Annotated in this window: 19 protein-coding genes; 6 read left to right on the forward strand and 13 right to left on the reverse strand. The window is 67.1% G+C overall.

The features are described 5' to 3' along the window. Window positions 1-18: 18 nt before the first annotated feature. The 6 genes from QX073_RS14795 to QX073_RS14820 are packed head-to-tail and all read right to left on the reverse strand — an operon-like array spanning window position 19 to window position 6,277. A complete protein-coding gene (locus QX073_RS14795) occupies window positions 19-876 on the reverse strand; it encodes an ABC transporter permease (protein ID WP_315714269.1) in 858 nt (285 codons plus the stop codon). After that, entirely contained in the window at window positions 873-1,802 is a 930-nt protein-coding gene (locus QX073_RS14800; RefSeq protein ID WP_315714392.1) for an ABC transporter permease, read from the reverse strand. The genes QX073_RS14795 and QX073_RS14800 overlap by 4 nt, the downstream gene beginning before the upstream one ends. Next, window positions 1,802-2,794 carry an ABC transporter ATP-binding protein gene (locus tag QX073_RS14805; RefSeq protein ID WP_316225940.1) on the reverse strand — a complete coding sequence of 331 codons (993 nt, stop codon included), beginning with the start codon at window positions 2,792-2,794 and terminating at the stop codon, window positions 1,802-1,804. The genes QX073_RS14800 and QX073_RS14805 overlap by 1 nt, the downstream gene beginning before the upstream one ends. Beyond that, window positions 2,791-3,765 (reverse strand): ABC transporter ATP-binding protein, encoded by a 975-nt coding sequence (locus tag QX073_RS14810; RefSeq protein WP_316225964.1) that lies wholly within the window; start codon window positions 3,763-3,765, stop codon window positions 2,791-2,793. The genes QX073_RS14805 and QX073_RS14810 overlap by 4 nt, the downstream gene beginning before the upstream one ends. A 4-nt stretch (window positions 3,766-3,769) precedes the next feature. Further along, window positions 3,770-5,407 carry an ABC transporter substrate-binding protein gene (locus QX073_RS14815; protein WP_315714271.1) on the reverse strand — a complete coding sequence of 546 codons (1,638 nt, stop codon included), beginning with the start codon at window positions 5,405-5,407 and terminating at the stop codon, window positions 3,770-3,772. Between the two features lie 48 nt (window positions 5,408-5,455). Continuing rightward, window positions 5,456-6,277 (reverse strand): sugar phosphate isomerase/epimerase family protein, encoded by an 822-nt coding sequence (locus QX073_RS14820; protein ID WP_316225941.1) that lies wholly within the window; start codon window positions 6,275-6,277, stop codon window positions 5,456-5,458. A gap of 209 nt (window positions 6,278-6,486) precedes the next feature. Between QX073_RS14820 and QX073_RS14825 the strand changes: the two genes are divergently transcribed. After that, window positions 6,487-7,638: a hypothetical protein gene (locus tag QX073_RS14825; protein ID WP_316225942.1), complete on the forward strand. Its 1,152-nt coding sequence runs from the start codon at window positions 6,487-6,489 to the stop codon at window positions 7,636-7,638. A gap of 41 nt (window positions 7,639-7,679) precedes the next feature. Here QX073_RS14825 and QX073_RS14830 read toward each other — a convergent pair whose 3' ends face one another. Beyond that, window positions 7,680-8,324 (reverse strand): PQQ-binding-like beta-propeller repeat protein, encoded by a 645-nt coding sequence (locus QX073_RS14830; RefSeq protein ID WP_316169239.1) that lies wholly within the window; start codon window positions 8,322-8,324, stop codon window positions 7,680-7,682. A gap of 28 nt (window positions 8,325-8,352) precedes the next feature. After that, the gene (locus tag QX073_RS14835) at window positions 8,353-9,573 is read right to left on the reverse strand and encodes a helix-turn-helix domain-containing protein (RefSeq protein ID WP_316225943.1); all 1,221 of its coding nucleotides are present in this window, start codon (window positions 9,571-9,573) and stop codon (window positions 8,353-8,355) included. 86 nt (window positions 9,574-9,659) lie between these two features. On the opposite strand from QX073_RS14835, the gene QX073_RS14840 reads away from it, so the two are divergent. Both QX073_RS14840 and QX073_RS14845 read left to right on the forward strand, forming a co-directional pair. Further along, complete coding sequence (locus QX073_RS14840; protein ID WP_316225944.1) at window positions 9,660-10,421, forward strand: DUF899 domain-containing protein; 762 nt, start codon at window positions 9,660-9,662, stop codon at window positions 10,419-10,421. Between the two features lie 17 nt (window positions 10,422-10,438). Continuing rightward, a complete protein-coding gene (locus QX073_RS14845) occupies window positions 10,439-10,726 on the forward strand; it encodes a hypothetical protein (RefSeq protein ID WP_316193202.1) in 288 nt (95 codons plus the stop codon). Window positions 10,727-10,788: 62 nt separating this feature from the next. Here QX073_RS14845 and QX073_RS14850 read toward each other — a convergent pair whose 3' ends face one another. The 5 genes from QX073_RS14850 to QX073_RS14870 form a co-directional block, all read right to left on the reverse strand. Further along, window positions 10,789-11,574, reverse strand: coding sequence for an ABC transporter ATP-binding protein (locus QX073_RS14850; protein ID WP_316225945.1), 786 nt, complete (start codon window positions 11,572-11,574; stop codon window positions 10,789-10,791). After that, window positions 11,571-12,344: an ABC transporter permease gene (locus QX073_RS14855; RefSeq protein ID WP_316225965.1), complete on the reverse strand. Its 774-nt coding sequence runs from the start codon at window positions 12,342-12,344 to the stop codon at window positions 11,571-11,573. Before QX073_RS14855 ends, QX073_RS14850 begins: the two co-directional genes overlap by 4 nt. A 215-nt stretch (window positions 12,345-12,559) precedes the next feature. Further along, entirely contained in the window at window positions 12,560-13,504 is a 945-nt protein-coding gene (locus QX073_RS14860) for an ABC transporter substrate-binding protein (protein ID WP_316225946.1), read from the reverse strand. A 128-nt stretch (window positions 13,505-13,632) separates the two neighbouring features. Next, the gene (gene hutC / locus QX073_RS14865; protein WP_316225947.1) at window positions 13,633-14,370 is read right to left on the reverse strand and encodes a histidine utilization repressor; all 738 of its coding nucleotides are present in this window, start codon (window positions 14,368-14,370) and stop codon (window positions 13,633-13,635) included. Continuing rightward, window positions 14,367-15,725 (reverse strand): formimidoylglutamate deiminase, encoded by a 1,359-nt coding sequence (locus QX073_RS14870; protein WP_315714285.1) that lies wholly within the window; start codon window positions 15,723-15,725, stop codon window positions 14,367-14,369. Before QX073_RS14870 ends, hutC begins: the two co-directional genes overlap by 4 nt. A gap of 87 nt (window positions 15,726-15,812) precedes the next feature. On the opposite strand from QX073_RS14870, the gene hutI reads away from it, so the two are divergent. The 3 genes from hutI to hutU are packed head-to-tail and all read left to right on the forward strand — an operon-like array spanning window position 15,813 to window position 20,251. Continuing rightward, on the forward strand, window positions 15,813-17,027 hold the full coding sequence (gene hutI / locus QX073_RS14875) for an imidazolonepropionase (protein ID WP_316225948.1): 1,215 nt from the start codon (window positions 15,813-15,815) through the stop codon (window positions 17,025-17,027). Then, window positions 17,024-18,571 (forward strand): histidine ammonia-lyase, encoded by a 1,548-nt coding sequence (hutH, locus tag QX073_RS14880; RefSeq protein ID WP_316225949.1) that lies wholly within the window; start codon window positions 17,024-17,026, stop codon window positions 18,569-18,571. The genes hutI and hutH overlap by 4 nt, the downstream gene beginning before the upstream one ends. A 9-nt stretch (window positions 18,572-18,580) precedes the next feature. Further along, window positions 18,581-20,251 (forward strand): urocanate hydratase, encoded by a 1,671-nt coding sequence (gene hutU, locus QX073_RS14885; protein ID WP_316169232.1) that lies wholly within the window; start codon window positions 18,581-18,583, stop codon window positions 20,249-20,251. The last annotated feature ends 10 nt before the right edge of the window (window positions 20,252-20,261 follow it).

The following is a 20,261-nucleotide window of genomic DNA, read 5'->3' on the forward strand; positions in this document are numbered from 1 at the left end:
GCTCGTCGCTGATCGAGGCTATTGCAGCGTCGGATCGAGCCGGTCGCGCAGCCAGTCGCCGATCATCGAGACGGCGAGCGTCGTCACCACGATGGTGATCGCCGGTGCCAACATGATCCATGGTGCGCGCGTCAGATATTCGCGGCCATAGCCGACCATGTTGCCAAGGCTCGTCATCGGCGGCTGCACGCCGAGGCCGAGGAAGGAGAGACCGGACTCCAGCAGGATGACTTCGGGAAACACCAGCGTCATCGACACGATGAGGGTCGAGGCGATGTTCGGCAGGATGTGCCTGAGATAGACGCGCTGCGGCGTTGCGCCGAGCTGTCGGACGGCGGCGGCATAGCCTTGTGCATTGGCGGAGATGGCGAGGCCGCGCGCGATGCGCGCATAGCGCTCCCAGCCGAACAGGCCCATCAACCCGATCAAGAGCGGCAGCGAGTTGCCGAAGAAGGCGAGCACGGCGAGCGCCAGAATCAGGAACGGCATGCTGGCCTGGAAGTCCGCCAGCATCAGCACGGCCTGCTCGACCAGGCCGCGGAAATGCGCGGCGAGAAAGCCGAGCGTGGTGCCGGCGATGGCGGAGATCGCGGTCGCGCCGAACGCGATCAAGAGCGAAATCCGGATCGACACGATCAGACGCGACAGCACGTCGCGACCGAGCTCGTCGGTGCCGAGCCAATGCGCCGGGTTGCCCGGCAGCGACAGGCGATGGCGCAGATCGAATTTGGTGAAGCCATGCGGCGCGAGCTGATCGGCGAAGATCGCCAGCAGCAGCATCGCGACGATCCAGCCGACTGCGATGGTCACGGAGACGGGAATGTTCGGCCAGCACAGCCGCCGCGCGGCAGGCGATTTCAATGCAAGGTCGGTCATGCCTCGGCTCCCTTGCTGCGCAGCCGCGGATCCAGCAGGCCGTAGAGGAAGTCCACCATCAGGTTCGACGTGACCATGGTCATCGCCACCAGCAGCAGGATGCATTGCACGACCGCGAGGTCGCGGTTGGCGACGGCGACGACCAGGAGACGGCCGACGCCGGGCCAGGAGAACACGCTCTCGACGACGACCGCGCCGGCGATCAGGCTGCCGACCATGAAGCCGAGAATGGTGACGGTGGGGATCGCCGCGTTGGGCAGCGCGTGATCCGTGATCACCCGGCGCCACGGCACGCCCTTGGCCGACGCCGTTCTGATGTAGGGCTGGCCGAGAATTTCCAGCATGGCGCTGCGCGTGAACCGCGCCAGCACCGCGGCGCCGCCGAAGCCGAGCGTCACGATCGGCAGGATGGCGTGCCGCCACGAGTCCTGTCCGCCCGACGGCAGCCAGCCGAGCTGCACGGCGAAGATCAGCACCAGGATCAGGGCCAGCACGAAGCTCGGCACCGTGAAGCCCGCCACCGCCGTGATCATCACGGCGCGGTCGATCGCCGATCCGCGGTGCAGCGCGGCGTAGATGCCGGCGGGAATGCCGAGCAGCACTTTCAGCAGGAACGCCGGAATGGTCAGCGCCAAGGTCGCGGGGATGCGCTCGATGACGAGCTGGATCGCGGGCCGGCCGTCGCGCATCGAGCGTCCGAGCTCGCCCTGGCCGATCGCCTTGAAGTAGTCGAGATACTGCATCCAGATCGGATGATCGAGACCCCACGCCTTGCGGAAGGCGGCGATGACCTCGGGCGGCGCCTCGGGCCCCATGATCATCAGCGCGGGATCGCCGGACAGCCGCAGCACGATGAAGGCAAAGGTGACGACGAGTGCGATGGTCAGCAGCGCACGCGCCAGGCGGATGGCGAAATAGCGCAGCATCACGCGGCGACCTCGGTCTGCGACTGCAGCCCCGAAACGAGATGACAGGCCACCTGGCGCTGCCGATCCAGGGCGGCGAGCGCGGGCAACTCGTTGGCGCAGCGGGCGGTCGCGTGGCTGCAGCGCGGGTGGAAGGCACAGCCGGCGGGGCGCGCCGCCGGATTCGGCGGGTCGCCCGTCAGTACGATGCGGCTGGTGCTGCGGCGTCCCGGAGCAGGGGAAGCGGACACCAGCGCCTGCGTGTAGGGATGTTGCGGCCGCGCGAACAGGTCGTCGGCATCGCCATATTCGACGATGCGGCCGAGATACATCACGGCCACCTTGCTGCTGATCTGCCGGACGACGCGCAGATCATGGCTGATGAACAGCATCGTCAGACCGAGCCGGGCCTGGAGATCGACCAGCAGGTTCACCACCTGCGCCTGGATCGAGACGTCGAGCGCGCTGACCGGTTCGTCGCAGACGAGGAAGTCGGGCTTGGTCGCCAGCGCACGGGCGAGCACGATGCGCTGGCGCTGACCGCCCGACAGCGCGCCGGGATAGCGGGCGCCATGGCCGTCGTTGAGATCGACAGCCTGGAGCAGCTCATGCACGCGCGCGTCGCGCTCGGCGGCCGTGCCGATGTCGTGGATGTCGAGCGGCTCGCGGATCTGCGCGGCAACGGGAAGTCGTCGATCGAGCGCGCCGAGCGGATCCTGGAAGATCATCTGCATGCGCGCGCGCTGGGCGCGCCACGCCGCCGAGCCTGGCGCTGCGATCGGGGCGCCGTGGAAGCGCACACTGCCGCGGTCGGGCGGCTCGAGACCGAGCACCATGCGGCCGGTGGTGGACTTGCCGGAGCCGGACTCGCCGACGATGCCGAGCGTCTCGCCCTTTTGGATCGAGAAGCTCAGGCCGTCGACGGCGCGCACGGACGACGTCCGGCCGAACAGGCCGGACCGCATCCGGTAGGTGCGCGAGATCGCCTCGACCTCGACGAGCGGCGGGGTCATTCGGCGGCGAGCTCCATCGGCAGGCGCTGCGGCCGCAGGCAGGCCACCGCGCGATCCGGGTCGACCGGTGCCAGCGGCGGCACGCCGGCATGGCAGCCGTCGCCGGCAAACATGCAGCGCGGCGCGAAGGCGCAGCCGCTGGGCAGCGCGCGCGGATCAGGCACCGTTCCGGGAATGGCCTGCAGCCGCCGCCTGACGCCATCGAGCGGCGGCAGCGCGCCGATCAGGCCCTGCGCATAAGGGTGCCAGGGATCATCGAACAGCCGCGTCGCGGGCGCGCGCTCGACGATGCGGCCGGCATACATCACGCAGACGCGGTCGCAATTCTCCGCGACGACGCCGAGGTCATGGCTGATCAGGACCATCGCCATGTTGAACTCGCGCCGGATGGCCGACAGCAGATCGAGGATCTGCGCCTGGATGGTGGCGTCGAGCGCGGTGGTGGGCTCGTCGGCGATCAGCAGCTCGGGCTGTCCGGCCAGCGCCATTGCGATCATGATGCGCTGGACTTGGCCGCCGGAGAACTCGTGCGGATAGGCGGACAGCCGGCGTGCCGCATCGGGGATGCCGACGAGATCGAGCAGCCTGAGCGCCTCGGCCCGCGCAGCCTCGCCGCGCAGCCCGCGATGCAGCGCGAGGCTTTCGCACAACTGGCGCCGGATCGTGAGCACCGGATTGAGCGCGCTGGCGGGATCCTGGAAGATCATCGCGATGCGGCGGCCGCGCACCTGGTCGAGCACCTTGCCGTCAGCGCCGAGCAGCTCGCGGCCTTCGAGCCTGGCCGAGCCTGATACTTTCGCCTTGCCGGGCAGGAGACCCAGCGCCGCGAGCCACGTCACCGACTTGCCGGATCCGGACTCGCCGACGAGGCCGATGGCCTCGCCCCTGCCGATGTCAAGATCGATGCCGTACAGCACGGGCGTGCCGTCGAAGGCGACCTTCAGTTCGGAGATGCTGACCAGCGGCGCCACGGCGTCACGCACCGTAGTTGCCGGTGCGGAAGTCCATCGCGAAGGCCGGCGAGGCCTTCCACTTGATCGACTTCGGCTTGGCGGTGAAGGTCGCGTTCTGGTGCAGCACCGTGTAGGCGGGGTCCTCGCGCTCGGCGATCTCCAGCATGCGGCGGAACGCCTTCTTGCGCGCCTCGCGGTCGGTCGAGGTCTCCAGGAATTCGGAAAGACGATTGAGCTCGTCATTGCTCCATTCGCCGACCTGCTGCTGCTGGCCGTTGGGGCCATGCTGGGCGACGAGCGAGGAGACAGGATCGTTGAACGCGGCCGAGTTGGACCAGTCGCGCACCGCGCGGGTCGGAGCGCGCTCGAGAATCTGGGACCAGTTCTCCTTGGTCTCGATCTGAACGTTGAGGCCGACCGCCTGCCACATCTCGACCAGCACCTGCGCGGTCGCGACCTGGTTGGTGTAGTAGTTGTTGAGCAGTCGATACGGGATCGGGTCACCCTTGTAGCCGGCCTGCTTGAGCAGGTCCTGTGCCAGCTTCGGATCGAATGCCGGCACGCTCCAGTCGGCGATGAACATGTCGCCGTAGAATTCCCACTGCAGGCCCTTCGGCACCCGGGTGCGGCCGGCCCACAGGCTGTCGACGATGGCCTGGCGGTCGATCGCATGGGTGAAGGCGCGGCGCACCAGCGGATTGGCGAGCTGCGGGTGGTTCTTGTCGAACACGGTGAGACGGTGATTGAGGATGGTGCCGCCCTGGACCTCGAACGCCGCGTTCTTCTCGATGCCGGCGATCTGGTCCGGCGGGATGTCGCAGGCGAACTGATATTCGCCAGACAGGAGCCCGTTGATGCGGCTCGCGACCTCCGGCACTTCCAGGAATCGGATGCGCTTCAGCGGCGGACGGCCGCCCCAATATTCGTCATGGGCTTCGAGCGTCAGCGACACGTCCGGCTTGAACTCGACGATCTTGTAGGGACCCGTCGTGATCGGCTTGCGCGCCCAGTCGAGATAGCTCGCTGCTTCCTCCCAGCCGCGCCGGCTCATGATGTCGGAGCCATAGCGCATCAGGCGGCCTTCGATGGTGACGTCGGGCGTCGCGTTGACGAAGCGCACGGTGTATTTGTCGACGGCGTCGACGCGAACCAGGTCCGGCCACATCCGGCGCGCGACGCCAATCACGTCCGGCGGCAGCTCCTTGCCCGGGCGCGGCGTCGGGATCTTCTCGAACGCCTTGATGGTGGTGCGGCTCTTGGCCTCGCTGTCGCCGAACATGCGCTCGCGGCTGAACGAGAACACGACGTCCTCGGACGTCATCTCGTCACCATTGTGGAACTTGACGCCCTGGCGCAGCTTCAATTCGACGGTCTGGTCGTCGATGCGCTTCCACTCGGTGGCGAGGCCGGGGACGGCTTCGAGATTGCCGCGGAAGTTCTTCGAGATCAGGCTTTCCCACAGCGACGAGTAGAACACGCGCTCGCCGACATTGGACTGCTCGCGCAGCACGTCGAGCACGTTCGAATTGGTCACCTTCTGCACGGCGATGGTGACCGAGGGACGGTTGTCTCCCTGCGCGATCGACACGCGCGGCAGGATGAAGCTGCCGCCGATCGCGGCGCCGGCGCCGAGCAGGCCGCGGCGGGTGAGCTTGGTCATGGCAATCTCTCTAGGGTGCGAGGTTGTCAGGAAATGACGGTCGTTGGCTTACTGAGCGAGGCCGAGCGCGGCGAGGTGCGCTGCGCCGGCCTTGACGTGATCGTGGTTGCGCAGTTCGAGGATCAGGCGCGGATTGGAATTGAGCTTCGCCAGTGCGCGGAACACGGCGACCCAGCGGATGTTGCCTTCGCCCGGCGCCCAGTGACGGTCGGCATAGCCGTCGGTGTCCTGCAGATGCACATGGGTCAGCATGTCGCCGGCGGCATCGACATAGTAGTCGACCGGCGGCGCGCCGGTGGAATGATGCGCGTAGTTGGCATGGCCGGTGTCGAGCGACACGCGCACTTTGCTGCTGCCCAGCGCCTTGGCAAGCGTGACGCGATCCAGCGGATCCTTGTCCTCGATGTTCTCGATCACCAGCTCGCAATTGGCCTGCTCGGCCGAGGCGATGACGTCGGACAGCGTCGCACGGACACGCTCGATCAGCTGCTCGCGATTGTCCGGCAGCATGTCGATGTTGTTGTAGTCCCAGGTCGTGTAGGGCGAGTGGATCACCATCTGGGTGGCGCCGAGGAACTCTGCGACTTCCAGGCCCTGCAGCAGCCGCTTGGTCACCGCGCGGCGGATCATCGGGTCGTGGCTGGCGATGGTGAAGCCCCAGAACGGGCCGTGGATTCCGAGCCGGCCGGTGTGGCCCGACAGCATCGACTTGATATCCTTGGCGGTGCCGCGCCAGTCGCTGTCGAGCAGGTCCGCGCGGAAGAAGTCCTGGATCTCGAGATCCCGCTGGCGCTCGAGCAGCCAGTCGGTGTGGGCCGGAATCGATTTGACGGAGAGAGCGGCGCCCAGGACAGGCAGCGTGGCGGACATTTGGCGAGATCCCTTCTTGAGACCTCGTGAGCGCTAGCGGAGTTCGATGACGCCCCCATGAAGGGCTGTGGATGGCGACCGCGACATCTTGTGTGGTTGAGCCCGCGGCAGGCCGCAGTCGTTCTATTCCTGGGGTAGACGAACGCGCTCGGGATCTACTTGACGTAGCCGCGGGAATTGCAACAATGCGGCAAAAACGGGGATGTGCGATGACGGTGCGGCGGGCAATCCTTGGCGCGATGCTGTCGGTCCTGATACTGACCTCAGTGGCGCTGATCGAGGCGTCCTTGATAGCGGCTGCTTACGCGAAGGGACCGTATGGCACGATCTCGGTCGCCGGATGGTCGGGCGGCGCCTATACTGACGACAACACCGGCAAGTTCTCCAGCTGCATTGCCTCGGCGAGCTACAAGAGCGGCATCAATTTCGGCGTGCTCGCGCTGCCGACCTACAATTGGGCGCTCGCCTTCATTCATCCGAGCTGGTCGCTGTCGCAGGGGCAGAAGTTTCCCATCGTGCTCGGCTTCGACGGCCGCAATTCGTACAACGTCGAGGGCTCGGTCTGGTCGGCCAACATGGTCGTGGTTCCGATGCCGAACGATTCCAGCCTGATCAAGGCGTTCCGGGCGGCGCGGACGATGTCCGCCTTCGCACAGGGCAACCTGTTCCAGTTCGATCTCAACGGCACCTCCGTGCTGTTGCCCTCGCTGGCGAACTGTGTGCGCATAATCAATGCCGGTGGGATGGCCGCGGCGACGAACTTCACGGTGCAGCCCGGCGCCGCTTCGGCGCAGCGTCAGGCCGCGCCCCCCGTCGCGACCACGCCGGCCGCGACGGCGAGCGTGCAGCCGGCACGCGCGTCCGAGGATTCGCCCGAGCTGCAGCTCGAGGCGATGCAGATCGCCTCCAACTTCATTCTGAAGGCGGCGCTGTCGCATCCGGCAATCCTCGGCGGCGGCGAACGGCCAGTGTGGCTGACCGCAGGCGGCGTCGCCTGGAAGGCGGACAATGCCACCGGCTTCGTCCGGATCGTGCCGCCGCAGCGCAACCTGGACGGCCTGGAAGTCGCTGCCACGATCATCGGCAACGACGCGCGCGACTGCAAAGGCAAGTTCATCTCCGCCCGCAACAGCGAGCTGGTCGACAGCGCGGTGGTGTTCCGCGGCATGTCGTCCTGCGAGGACAGCGAGAAGTCGGACATCGCCGAGTACTTCATCTTCCCGCGCAAGGCGGGCGGCTTCGTCCTGTTCTCCGTGATCACGCCGACCAAGCCGGTCGGCGGCGGCGGCCAGCAGTTGCAGACGCGCGAGGAAGCCAACGCCAACTTTCGCAAGGCGGCGTTCACGTCCATCGCGAAGTAGGCTGCCTCCGCTCGCTGAGCCTGCCGTGGCTCATTTGCGTGTTACCCCCGTGCCTGCTTCGGTCGCCTGACCGCACGCACCTTGCCGCTGCCGCCGCCGCCGCAATACAGCGTCTCGCTCCCGTCGGACTCCATGCCGGAGACGCCGGTGCCGACCGGCATGTCGAGCTGATCGAGGACCTCGCCGGTCGCGGGATCGATGCGCCTGATGTCGCTGACATCGTCCTCCCAGGTGCCGTGCCAGAGCTCGCCATCCACCCAGGTGACGCCGGTGACGAAGCGCGTGCAGGAAATGCTGCGCAGGATCTGCCCAGTTGCCGGGTCGATCTGGTGGATCTTGCGGTCGCGATAGGCGCCGACCCAGAGCGACCCTTCAGCCCAGGCCAGCCCGGAATCGCCACCGCCCGAGGGCGCCGGGATCGTCGCGAGCACGCGGCCACTGTCGGGATCGACCTTGTGGATGCGATCTTCGGCGATCTGATAGAGATGCTTGCCATCGAAGGCGGTCCCGGCATGCGAGGGCACGTCGAGCGACTTGCGGACCGCGCCGTCGGCAGGATCGAACGCCTTGATGCTGGCGCCGGTCGCAATCCACACCTGCTTGCCGTCATAGCTGACGCCGTTGACTCGGTCGGTGCCGTCGAACGGGCCGTATTCGCGGATGATCTCTGCAGGTGCGCGTGTCATGACCTTCTCCATTGCTGACGGCCGAACGCTAATCGAGCGACGACCACGCCGGGAGTAACAAGCTGGTCGCGAATGCCGGCACCACCGGACAGGTCCAGCGCTGCGCGCGGCCGCGGCCGAACGACTGGACCTTGCCGGACAGAGCGAGCGCGTCGAGCGCGCGCTGCATCGTGCGCTGGCTGGCGCCGAGCGCCAGCGCAAGGCCGGAGCTCGACCACGCCTCGCCGTCGGCGAGGCAGGCGAGCACGGGCGCATTCTCGTCCTCGATCGGCTGTGCCAGCACGACGACGCGGCGGCCATCGCGCGGCAGCAGGGCAAAGCCGTCGCGCGTCGCATTGACGTCGGCCATGTCTTTCAAGAGCCGGCGCAAGCGCCCGATCTCGACACGCAAGCGGGCGCGATGCGACTCATCGGCTTCCTTGCCGCGGAAAGCAGCGGCGATCAGCTCCGATCGCGAGACATCATCGGGCGTCGCCTCCGCCAGCCTGCGGGCGAGAGCAAACAACACCGGACGCCGCGCCAACGGCACGACGAGGCTGCCCTGGCGCACCACGAGCCGGCAGGCATCGACGATCAGGCCGTCGGATCGGAAGAGCGCTTCGACCTCATCGAGCTGCAGCAGCCGTTGCTCGCCTCCTCGGATCAAGCGAGCGGCCGGCGCGGACAGCGTGGCCGCGAGCCGCTCGACCTCGGCTTGCAGCTCCGGACTCCGCGTCCGCCAGGCCATGGCTCCGGCCCGCTCGAGCGCCGCCTGCGCCGCCTTGGTCTGCAGGCGGCGCAGCGCCAGGCCGGCGACGATCAGTTCATAGATGGTGCGCGCCGCCGGCTGCAGCGGCGAGGGATCGAGATCGGCGAGCCCCCGCTCGGCGTCATCGAGGTGGCCGATGAGGACCAGGCGCCGGATTTCGAGGCTCCGCGCATAGGCGGCATTGGTGCGGTCGCCGTGCTGCTCCAGCGTTGCGCGCGCCTCGGCCAGCGCCTTCGTCGGCCATGACAGATCGCGCGCCGCCAGCGCGATCTCGGCCTCCGCCACGGCGCAGCGGGCGCGTGCCATGGCCGCCTTCGGGCCGAAGCTGCGCGCGGCCTGGCGCAGCAGCGCCTTCGCCCTGATGACATCGCCGAGCCTGGCCATCGCGATGCCGCGCAGCGCCAGCGCCGGCGGATCGTCGCGCAGCGCGACGCGATTGAGCGCGCCGAGCGGATCACCCGCGGCCAGCGCCTGTGCCGCCGCCGAGATCAGCGAGTCCATGCAAATCCCGCCACACTTGTCACTCCGCAATCCTCCCGCGGCGATCCTAGTCTCAGATGCGGTCAACACGCAAAAGGAACACCGACATGACCATGCATCTCACCGGAACTCGCGAAGACTGGCTCAAGGCACGCCTCGATTTGCTGCAGGCCGAGAAGGAGTTCACCCGCCGCGGCGATGAACTGGCGCAGCGTCGCCAGGCCTTGCCCTGGGTGCGCGTCGATAAGGCCTATCGCTTCGATACCGAGGAGGGGCCTGCCAGCTTGCCCGATCTGTTCCAGGGCCGCTCGCAGCTGCTCGTCTATCACTTCATGTTCGGTCCCGACTTCCAGGCCGGCTGCCCGTCCTGCTCGATGATCGCCGACGGCTTCAACGGCTTCCAGGTCCATCTCGCCAATCACGACGTGATGCTGTGGGCGGTGTCGCGCGCGCCGCTGGCGAAGCTCAGGGCCTACAAGAGCCGCATGGGCTGGAGCTTCCCCTGGGCGTCGTCGGCGAGCAGCGATTTCAACTTCGACTTCAATGTCGCTATCACCGAGGAGCAGCAGCGCCAGGGGGGCAGCGAGTACAACTACCGCACCAGCCCGCCGATGAAGCCGTCCGACGTCCCGGCCGTGGTGGCGGAAGTCGCCGCCGGCACCGGCACGGACGGCGCCACCTTCATGCGCGACCGCCCGGGCATGAGTGCCTTCATTGTCGAAGACGGCGTCGTCTACCACACCTATTCGAGCTACGCCCGTGGCCTCGATGGGCTGTGGGGCGCCTATCAGTGGCTCGACCGCGCGCCGAAGGGCCGCAACGAGCAGGGCGTGTGGTGGCGCCGCCGCGACGAATACGCGGCGCGCTGAGAGCAGGGAGCGAAGCCATGGCGTTCGTCCCGTCCAAGCGGCGCGTGATGCCGGACCTCGCTGAGGCACTCCGCTTTGCTGCGGCGCCGACCTTCGCGTTGATGGCGGTGCTGAACGCCATGGCCCGCGACGGCCGGGCAGATATGATCTGCTCGGCGATGCCGGCGGGCGCGCCGCTCGGCGACATGACGGTCATGTATCTGCTGATGAGCGCGTTTCACTTGGTGCCGTGGCTGAAGCGGATGCGGCGGAGCCTGCCGAGGGCGAGGTCCGCCGGGGCTCGATCGCAGCAGCCTTTGAGTTAGTTCGGCGTCGACCAGCCAGTTTGAGCGCACAGTTAAACACCGCGCACCGCGACAGCGCGGCGTCACGCCTCCGCGGCCACCTTCAGCGCCTCGGCGCGGATCTCCTCGACCAGCCGCTCCTTCAGCGCGACGAACTCCGGCGAGGTCTTGATCTTGTAGGAGCGGGGATGCGGCAGCTCGATCTTGATGTCGGCCTTGATGCGGCCCGGGCGGGCGCTCATCACCAGCACGCGGCTGCCGAGGAAGATCGCCTCCTCGATGTCGTGGGTGACGAACAGCACCGTCTTTTGGTCGCGCTCCCAGATGCCGAGCAGCATCTCCTGCATCAGCACGCGGGTCTGGTTGTCGAGCGCGCCGAACGGCTCGTCGAGCAGCAGAATCTTCGGATCATTGGCGAGCGCGCGCGCGATCGCGCAGCGCTGCTGCATGCCGCCGGAGAGCTGCTTGGGCCAGTGGTTCTCGAAACCCTCAAGGCCGATCTGCTGGATGAAGCGGTCGGCGACGGCGTTGCGCTTGTCCTCAGGCACGCCGCGCTCGCGCAGGCCGAAGGCGATGTTCTCACGCACGGTGAGCCAGGGAAACAGCGTGTAGGACTGGAACACCATGCCGCGATCGGCGCCGGGGCCTTCGACCTCGCGGCCGTCGAGCAGCACCTTGCCGCTCGTCGGATGGTCGAGCCCGGCGACGATGCGCAGCAGGGTCGACTTGCCGCAGCCGGAGGGGCCGAGGATGGTGACGAAATCGTTGTTGCCGATGGTGAGCGCGACCGGCTCCAGCGCGCGCGTCGGCGCGTGGCCCTGGCGGGCCGGGAAAATGCGGGTGACCTGATCGATGACGAGCGTGGTCATGCGAGCTTCCACGGGAACAGCCAGGCGTTGAATGCCTTGAACAGGAAATCCGAGATCAGCCCGATCAGGCCGATGATGATGATGCCGAAGATGATCTGTCCGGTGTTGAGTAGCGCCTGGCTGTCGGTGATCATGTGGCCGATGCCGGAGGACGAGCCGATCAGTTCGGCGACGATGACATAGGTCCAGGCCCAGCCGAGCACCAGCCGCAGGATCTCGGCAATCTCAGGCGCAGCCGACGGCAGCAGCACGCGCGCGATGATGCCGCGATCGCCGGCGCCGAGCGTGTAGGCGGCTTCGACGAGGTCGCGCCGCGTGTTGCCGACGGTGACGGTGATCATCAGGATGATCTGGAACACCGAGCCGATGAAGATGATCAGCAGCTTCTGCAACTCGCCGATGCCGGCCCACAGGATCAGGAGCGGGATGAAAGCGGAGGCAGGCAGGTAGCGCGCGAAGGAGACGAACGGCTCGAGGAACGCCTCGATCGGCTTGTAGGCGCCCATCAACAGGCCGAGCGGAACGGCGATGACGGCCGCGAGCACGAAACCGCCGACGACGCGCCAGACGGTCATGCCGATGTCGGTGAGGAAGCCGAACTTGACAAGCAGGTCCCAGCCCTCGCGCAGCATGGTCAGGGGATCTGCCAGGAACGTCTTCGGTACATAGCCGCCAAACGTCGCCAGCGACCACGCCGCGACGAACACGACGAAGAAGGCGAGGCCGAGCGCTGTTCTTGACCTGGCGCTGACGGGATCGAGAGGACGGATCACGGATCGGGCTTTCGTGTTGGGTGCGGCCCGCGAGGGGGCGCGGGCCGCCGATGTTGAGTTGGCTTCGGAATACGCTGCTCAATATCGGGCGGGATGCCTCAACACCGTCATTGCGAGGAGCGAAGCGACGAAGCAATCCAGAGTCTCACGCCGGGTCCTGGATTGCTTCGCTTCGCTCGCAATGACGGATCGTGCGGGGCACGCTTCAGCGCCTACTTGATGAAGCTCGCATCATACAGATCCTCGATCTTCGGGATCTGCTTGATGATGCCGACCTCGAGCAGGAGCTCGGCCGCCTCCTTGTTGAAGGTCTTGAACTCCGTCTCAAAGAACTTCTGGCTCGCGGCCTTGTCCTGCCAGCGCAGATACTTCGCGGAGTTGCCGAACTGCTCAGCCGTCTGCTTCACGTCGGCACCCATGATCTCATAGGCCTTGGCCTGGTCCTTGGCGATCATGTCCAACGCCTCGAAATAGCTGTCGGCGAGCGCCTTGGCGGCCTTCGGATTCTCGGACAGGAACTTCGGTGTGCAGCCGAAGGTGTCCATCACCATCGGATAATCCAGGGTGGTGGCGATGATCTTGCCCTTGTCGGGCGCGGCGCGCACCGTCGACAGATACGGCTCGTAGGTCATCGCCGCGTCGTTCTGGCCGGAAACGAAGGCCTGCGCGGCCGCGGCCGGCTCCAGGTTCACGATGGTGACGTCCTTCACCGTGAGGCCGTTCTTCTTGAGCATCCAGGCCAGCCCGAAATAGGGCGAGGTGCCGGGCGCGGATGCTGCGACGGTCTTGCCCTTGAGGTCCTTGATGGAGGCGATGTCGTTGCGCACGGCCATGCCGTCGGCGCCGTAGCTCTTGTCGAGCTGGAAGATCTGCTTGGTGGCGACGCCGTTGGCGTTCCAGGAGATCCAGGTCTCGACCGTCGTCGCCGCGCACTGCACGTCACCGGCGGCGATGGCGAGGTGGCGGTCCTTCTGCGGGATCTTCTTGATGGTGACGTCGAGGCCGTTCTTCTTGAAGATGCCGGCTTCCTTCGCCAAGGTCAGCGGCGCAAAACCGGTCCAGCCGGAAATGCCGATACCGACCTTGACGTCGTCGGCATAGACGGTCGTCGAGGCCAGGAGCGCGGCCGTTACTGCGAGTAGCCCAAATCTGCGCATCGTCATCGTCCTTTGCTGTGAGAAGAAAGCCCTTCGTGCGGCTCGCAGCCGTGATGGCTGCGATCTCCGCTCATCTCTGCAAGCGTGCTTGCAAATCCCATGCTCAGTTTGGGCGCGCGTGAGCTGTCTCATTCGCTGCCCCTGAACCGCGCCACGAGGCGATGCTGCTCTCCGGGATAGATCAGCCTGACAGCCGTGAGCGGCTGTCCCTTGCGCCAGGTGTGACGCTCGATCACGAGGCAGGGTGAGCCGACGGCGATGTCGAGGCCTTCGGCGATTGCGTCGTCGGCGACGATGGCACTGATCGCGTGCTCCGCCTCGGTCCAGGGCACGTGATGCAGCAGCCAGGAGCCCGGTGGATCGATCTTGAAATTGGCCTTCGCGGCATCGGGTACGGCGTCGAGATCGATCAGCCGGTCCTCGATCGCGAACGGGACGTTGTCGGCGCTGTGGCGGCAGCGGATCGCGATGACCTTGCACGGTGTCTTGACGCCGAGGCGCTCACGATCGGCGGCGTTGGCGGTGCGGCGCGTCGATGAGATCAGTTCATAGCCATAGGCGCGGCCGAGCGCGCTGATCTCGGCGCGGATGTCGGGGATCTTCAGCACCGCCGACAGGAACTGCGGACGCCGCACGAACGTGCCGGCACGGCGGCGCCGCTCGATCAGGTCGGCCTGGGCGAGCTCCGATAGTGCCTTGTTCACGGTCATGCGTGAGCAGCCGTAATGCTCCATGATCTCGTGCTCGAACGGGATGCGGTGGCCGGGCGGCCATTCGCCGGTGAGGATGCGGCGCTCGATGTCCTGCCGGATCGTCTTGTAGAGCGTGCCGGCTCCCGGCCTGGCGCTGTCATCGGCGAGGCTCATGCGAGCAGCCTCCGCACCGCCGTGTTAAAGCCGCGCCTTGCCGCCTCGCGCGACCGATGATGGCCTCCCTGCACGACCTTGGCGCCGCCGGCCCAGACACAATCGATGGCGCCGTGCGACGTCGCGAAGATCCAGCCGTCGAGCAGCGCATCGCGCGTTCGCCCTGCGAGCGACGGATGCGACAGATCGAGCGTGAGGATGTCGGCGCGGCCGCCGACCTGCAGGCCGGCGAGCGGTTGCGCCAGCGCCTGTGCGCCGCCAGCGAGAGCGGCATCCAAGAGCGTGCGGCCTGTCGACGCATCCGGACCTGACGTCAGCACGTTGCGCTCACGATGCGTCAGCCGCTGGCCGTATTCGAGCTGGCGCAACTCGTCGCTCACGCCGACCAGCACGTTCGAGTCGGTCCCGACGCCGATGCGCCCACGCGCGCGCAGATAGTCGCGTGCCGGGAAGATGCCGTCGCCGAGGCTGGCTTCGGTGACCGGACAAAGGCCCGCCGTCGCGCCGCTCCTCGCAAGCGCCGCGGTTTCGTCCGCCGTCATATGCGTCGCGTGGATCAGGCACCAGCGGTCATCGACGTCGTGATGATCCAGCAGCCATTGCACCGGGCGCTGGCCGGACCAGGCGAGGCAGTCCTCGACCTCCTTCACCTGTTCGGCGGCGTGAATGTGGATCGGGCCACCCTCGGCGAGCGGCAGCAGCGCGGCCAGTTCATCCGGCGCGACCGCGCGCAGGCTGTGTGGCGCGATGCCGAGATTGGCGCCATGAAGCGAGCTGATCGCCTTGCGGGAGGCCGTCAGCAGTTTGGCGAACTGATCGATATCGCAGATGAAGCGCCGCTGGCCGTCATGCGGCGCCGCGCCGCCAAAGCCGCCGTGCGCGTAGAAGCTCGGTAGCAGGGTCAGGCCGATGCCGGATGTCTGGGCCGCCGCGGCGATGCGCCCCGCCATCTCGGAGACATCGGCGTAAGGCGTACCGTCGCGATCGTGGTGCAGATAATGGAATTCACCGACCCGCGTGAAGCCGCGCTCCAGCATCTCGACATAGAGCAGGACCGCGACCGCCTCGACATCCTCGGGGCGCATCGACAGGGCGAAACGGTACATCGTCTCGCGCCAGGTCCAGAACGTATCCGTCGAGTGGCCGCTGATCTCGGCAAGCCCGGCCATGCCGCGCTGGAACGCGTGGCTGTGCAGGCTGGCGATGCCGGGGATCGCGACCTCATGTTGCTCGTCGTCGGAGGTCGGAGGCACGCCGGCGGATACCGACTCGATTGCGCCATTGCTGATGACGACCTGCACGTCCTCGGCCCACCCCCTGGGCAGAAGCGCGGATGCGAAGTGCAGTGACGCCATGATCGATAAGCCCGCTGGACAGGACGGCGGAGCTAAGTTTATGTATAGACATATCGCCCGTCAAGCTTTCGTGAAGGGGGAGGCAGCATGGCCCAGCGTTTCGACCGGATCTGGCAGAATGCGCGGCTCGCGACCTTGTGCGAGGGGCAGCCGGGCCTCGGCGTGATCGAGCAGGGCGTGATCGCTGCGCGCGATGGCCGCATCGCCTTTGCCGGTCCGCAATCGGAGTTTCCGGCAGATGGAGATGCGCCCGAGCGCATCGATTGCGAGGGACGCTGGATCACGCCGGGTCTCGTCGACTGCCACACCCATCTTGTCTTTGGAGGCGACCGTGCGCACGAGTTCGAGCTGCGGCTCGCCGGCGCGAGCTATGAGGAGATCGCGCGTGCCGGCGGTGGCATCGTGTCCACCGTCGCGGCGACGCGCGCCGCCAGCGAACAGGAATTGATCGCCCGCGCGCTGCCGCGGCTCGATGCGCTACTCGCCGAAGGCGTCACGACGATCGAGATCAAATCCGGCTATGGCCTGGAGGCCGCGACTGAGCTGCGACAATTGTCCGCAGCCCGCGCGCTCGGCAGCCAGCGGCCGGTCAGCGTGCGCACCAGCTTTCTCGGCGCGCATGCGTTGCCGGTCGAAGCCGGTGGCGACAAGGACCGCTACATCGACCTCGTCTGCGACGAGATGCTGCCGGCGGTTGCCAGGTCAGGCCTCGCCGATGCGGTCGACGCGTTCATGGAAAATATCGCTTTCTCCGCTGCGCAGACATCGCGCGTGTTCGCGGCGGCCAAGGCGCTCGGCCTGCGGGTCAAGCTGCATGCCGATCAGTTGTCGAACCTCCGCGGCGCCGCGCTCGCGGCCGAGTTCGGCGCGCTGTCCGCCGATCATCTCGAGCATACCGACGAGGCTGGTGCCGCGGCGATGGCTCGGGCCGGGACGGTCGCCGTGCTGCTTCCCGGAGCGTTCTACTTCATCCGCGAGACGCAGAAGCCGCCGGTCGAGCTGTTTCGCAAGCACGGCGTAAAGCTCGCGCTGGCGACCGACTGCAATCCAGGCTCGTCGCCGCTGACCTCGTTGCTGCTGACCATGAACATGGCGGCGACCTTGTTCCGGATGAAGGTCGATGAATGCATCGCCGGCGTCACGCGCGAAGGCGCCCGGGCCTTGGGCTTGCTGGCCGAGACCGGCACGCTGGAGGCTGGCAAGTGGTGCGATCTTGCGATCTGGGACATCGGCCGTCCCGCGGAGTTGGTCTACCGCATGGGCTTCAACCCGCTGCACCGGCGCGTGTGGAGGGGCCAATGAGCGCGATCATCGCAGAGCCCGGCCACGTCAGCCTCGATGATCTCGTGCGCGTCTACACCGGCGCGTCGCTCACGGTGGATTCGGCGTATTGGCCGCGTGTCGAAGCGGCAGCAGGGATCGTGGCGAAGGCGGCGCAGGGCGCCGAGCCGGTCTATGGCATTAACACCGGCTTCGGAAAGCTGGCCTCGAAGCGCATCCCGCCTGACCAGACGGCCCAGCTCCAGCGCAATCTCATTCTCTCGCATTGCTGCGGCGTCGGCCCCGCGACGCCTGAGCCGGTGGTGCGGCTGATGATGGCGTTGAAGATCATCTCGCTCGGTCGCGGCGCCTCCGGCGTGCGCTGTGAGATCATCGAACAGTTGCAGGCGATGCTGGCGCGCGGCGTATCGCCCTTTGTGCCGCAGCAGGGCTCGGTCGGCGCCTCCGGCGATCTCGCGCCGCTCGCGCATATGACCGCCGTCATGATCGGCGAAGGCCAGGCCTTCGTCGACGGCCGGCTCGTGCCGGGCCGCGAGGCGCTGGCGCGCGCCGGCCTCACGCCGGTTACGCTCGGGCCGAAGGAAGGGCTGGCGCTGATCAACGGCACGCAGTTCTCGACGGCCTATGCGCTCGCCGGCCTGTTCCGCGCGCATGATCTGCTCAACGCTGCCCTGGTGATGGGCGCACTGTCGGTCGATGCGGCGATGGCTTCGACGGCGCCGTTCCGGCCCGAAATTCAGGCGCTGCGCGGTCATCCCGGCCAGATCGCAGCCGGCCGCGTGCTCACCGAACTGCTCGACGGCAGCGCCATACGGCTGTCGCATCTCGAAGGCGACGAGCGCGTGCAGGATCCCTATTGTCTGCGCTGCCAGCCGCAGGTCGCCGGCGCCGCGCTCGATCTGCTGACGCAGGCCGCGCGTACGCTCGTCACCGAGGCTAATGCCGTTACCGACAATCCGCTGGTGCTGGCCGACACCGGCGAGATCATCTCTGGTGGCAATTTCCACGCCGAGCCGGTGGCGTTTGCCGCCGACCAGATCGCGCTGGCATTGTCCGAGCTCGGCGCGATCAGCGAGCGGCGCATCGCGACGCTGGTCGATCCCGCGCTGAACTTCGGCCTGCCGCCGTTCCTGACGCCGGAGCCGGGCCTGAACTCCGGCTTCATGATCGCCGAGGTGACGGCCGCGGCGCTGTTCGCCGAGAACAAGCAGCGCGCGCTGCCGTGCTCGATCGACTCGACGCCGACCAGCGCCAACCAGGAAGACCACGTCTCGATGGCTGCACATGCGGCGCGCCGACTGTACGACATGGCCGACAATCTCGCTGCTATCATCGGCATCGAGCTGCTCGTCGCCGCCCAAGGCATCGAGCTGCGAGCGCCGCACGGCACCAGCGCGGCGCTGTCTGCCGTCATTGCCGCGCTTCGCGCGCATGTGCCGGCGCTGGTGCACGACCGCTACATGGCCGACGATCTCGCCAAGGCGGCCGCGCTCGTCGGTGGCGGTGTGTTGGCCACGGTTGCAACGCATGCACTCGGACGCGATCCGTTTCCCAAGCTTGGATGAGAGGGACCCATGAACCGACGCCTGGACAACGAACGGGTGATCCGCGCCCCCATTGGCAGCGACATCAGCGCCAAGAGCTGGCTCACCGAAGCGCCCTTGCGCATGCTGATGAACAATCTCGATCCTGATGTGGCGGAGAAGCCGAGCGAACTGATCGTCTATGGCGGCATCGGCCGCGCCGCGCGCGACTGGGACAGCTTTGATCGCATCGTCGCTTCCTTGCGCAAGCTCGAGGCGGATCAGACCCTGGTCGTGCAGTCGGGCAAGCCGGTCGGCATCTTCCGCACCCATCCGGATGCGCCGCGCGTCTTGATCGCCAACTCCAACATCGTGCCGCATTGGGCGACGCTCGATCACTTCAATGCGCTCGATAGAATGGGCCTGATGATGTACGGCCAGATGACGGCCGGCTCCTGGATCTATATCGGCAGCCAGGGCATCGTCCAGGGCACCTATGAGACATTCGTCGAAGTCGGCCGCCGTCACTACAACGGTGATCTCTCCGGCAAGTGGATTCTGACCGCGGGCCTCGGCGGCATGGGCGGCGCACAGCCGCTTGCGGCGACCATGGCCGGCGCCTCGATGCTCGCCGTCGAATGCCAGCCGAGCCGCATCGAGATGCGGCTGCGCACCGGCTATCTCGATCGCCAGGCCACGACGCTCGACGAGGCGCTGGCGCTGATGGCCGACGCCGCGACGACCAAGAAGGCGGTGTCGGTCGGCCTGCTCGGCAATGCCGCCGAGATCTTCCCCGAGCTCGTGCGTCGTGGCGTGCGGCCGGATATCGTCACCGACCAGACCAGCGCGCATGATCCGATCAACGGCTATCTGCCGAAGGGCTGGACTCTCGCAGAGTGGGAAGCCAAGCGTGCTTCGGAGCCGAAGGCGGTCGAGCAGGCGTCGAAGACGTCGATGGTCGGCCACGTCCAGGCCATGCTCGATTTCCACGCCATGGGCATCCCGACGCTCGACTACGGCAACAACATCCGCCAGATGGCGAAGGACATGGGCCTCGCCAATGCCTTCGACTTCCCGGGTTTCGTGCCGGCCTATATTCGCCCGTTGTTCTGCCGCGGCGTCGGCCCGTTCCGCTGGGCGGCGCTGTCCGGCGATCCCGAGGATATCTACAAGACTGACGCCAAGGTGAAGGAGCTGCTGCCCGACAACAAGCACCTGCACAACTGGCTCGACATGGCGCGGCAGCGCATCAAGTTCCAGGGCCTCCCCGCACGGATCTGCTGGGTCGGGCTCGGCGATCGCCATCGCCTCGGCCTCGCCTTCAACGAGATGGTGGCGCGCGGCGAAGTCAAGGCGCCGATCGTGATCGGCCGCGACCATCTCGATTCGGGCTCGGTGGCGAGCCCGAACCGCGAGACCGAGGCGATGAAGGACGGCTCGGATGCGGTGTCGGACTGGCCGCTGCTCAACGCACTGCTCAATTGTGCGAGCGGCGCCACATGGGTGTCGTTGCATCATGGCGGCGGCGTCGGCATCGGCTATTCGCAGCATGCCGGCATGGTGATCGTCGCCGACGGCACGGCGGACGCTGCGCGGCGGCTGGAACGCGTGCTGTGGAACGACCCGGCGACCGGCGTGATGCGCCACGCCGATGCCGGCTATGAGGACGCCATCGCCTGCGCCGAGGCCAATGGTCTCGATCTGCCGAGCCTCGTCCGTTAAGCGCTGATGG

Origin of the sequence: Bradyrhizobium sp. SZCCHNS3052, from assembly GCF_032484495.1 — a bacterium.
In the GTDB taxonomy this organism is placed as follows: domain Bacteria; phylum Pseudomonadota; class Alphaproteobacteria; order Rhizobiales; family Xanthobacteraceae; genus Bradyrhizobium.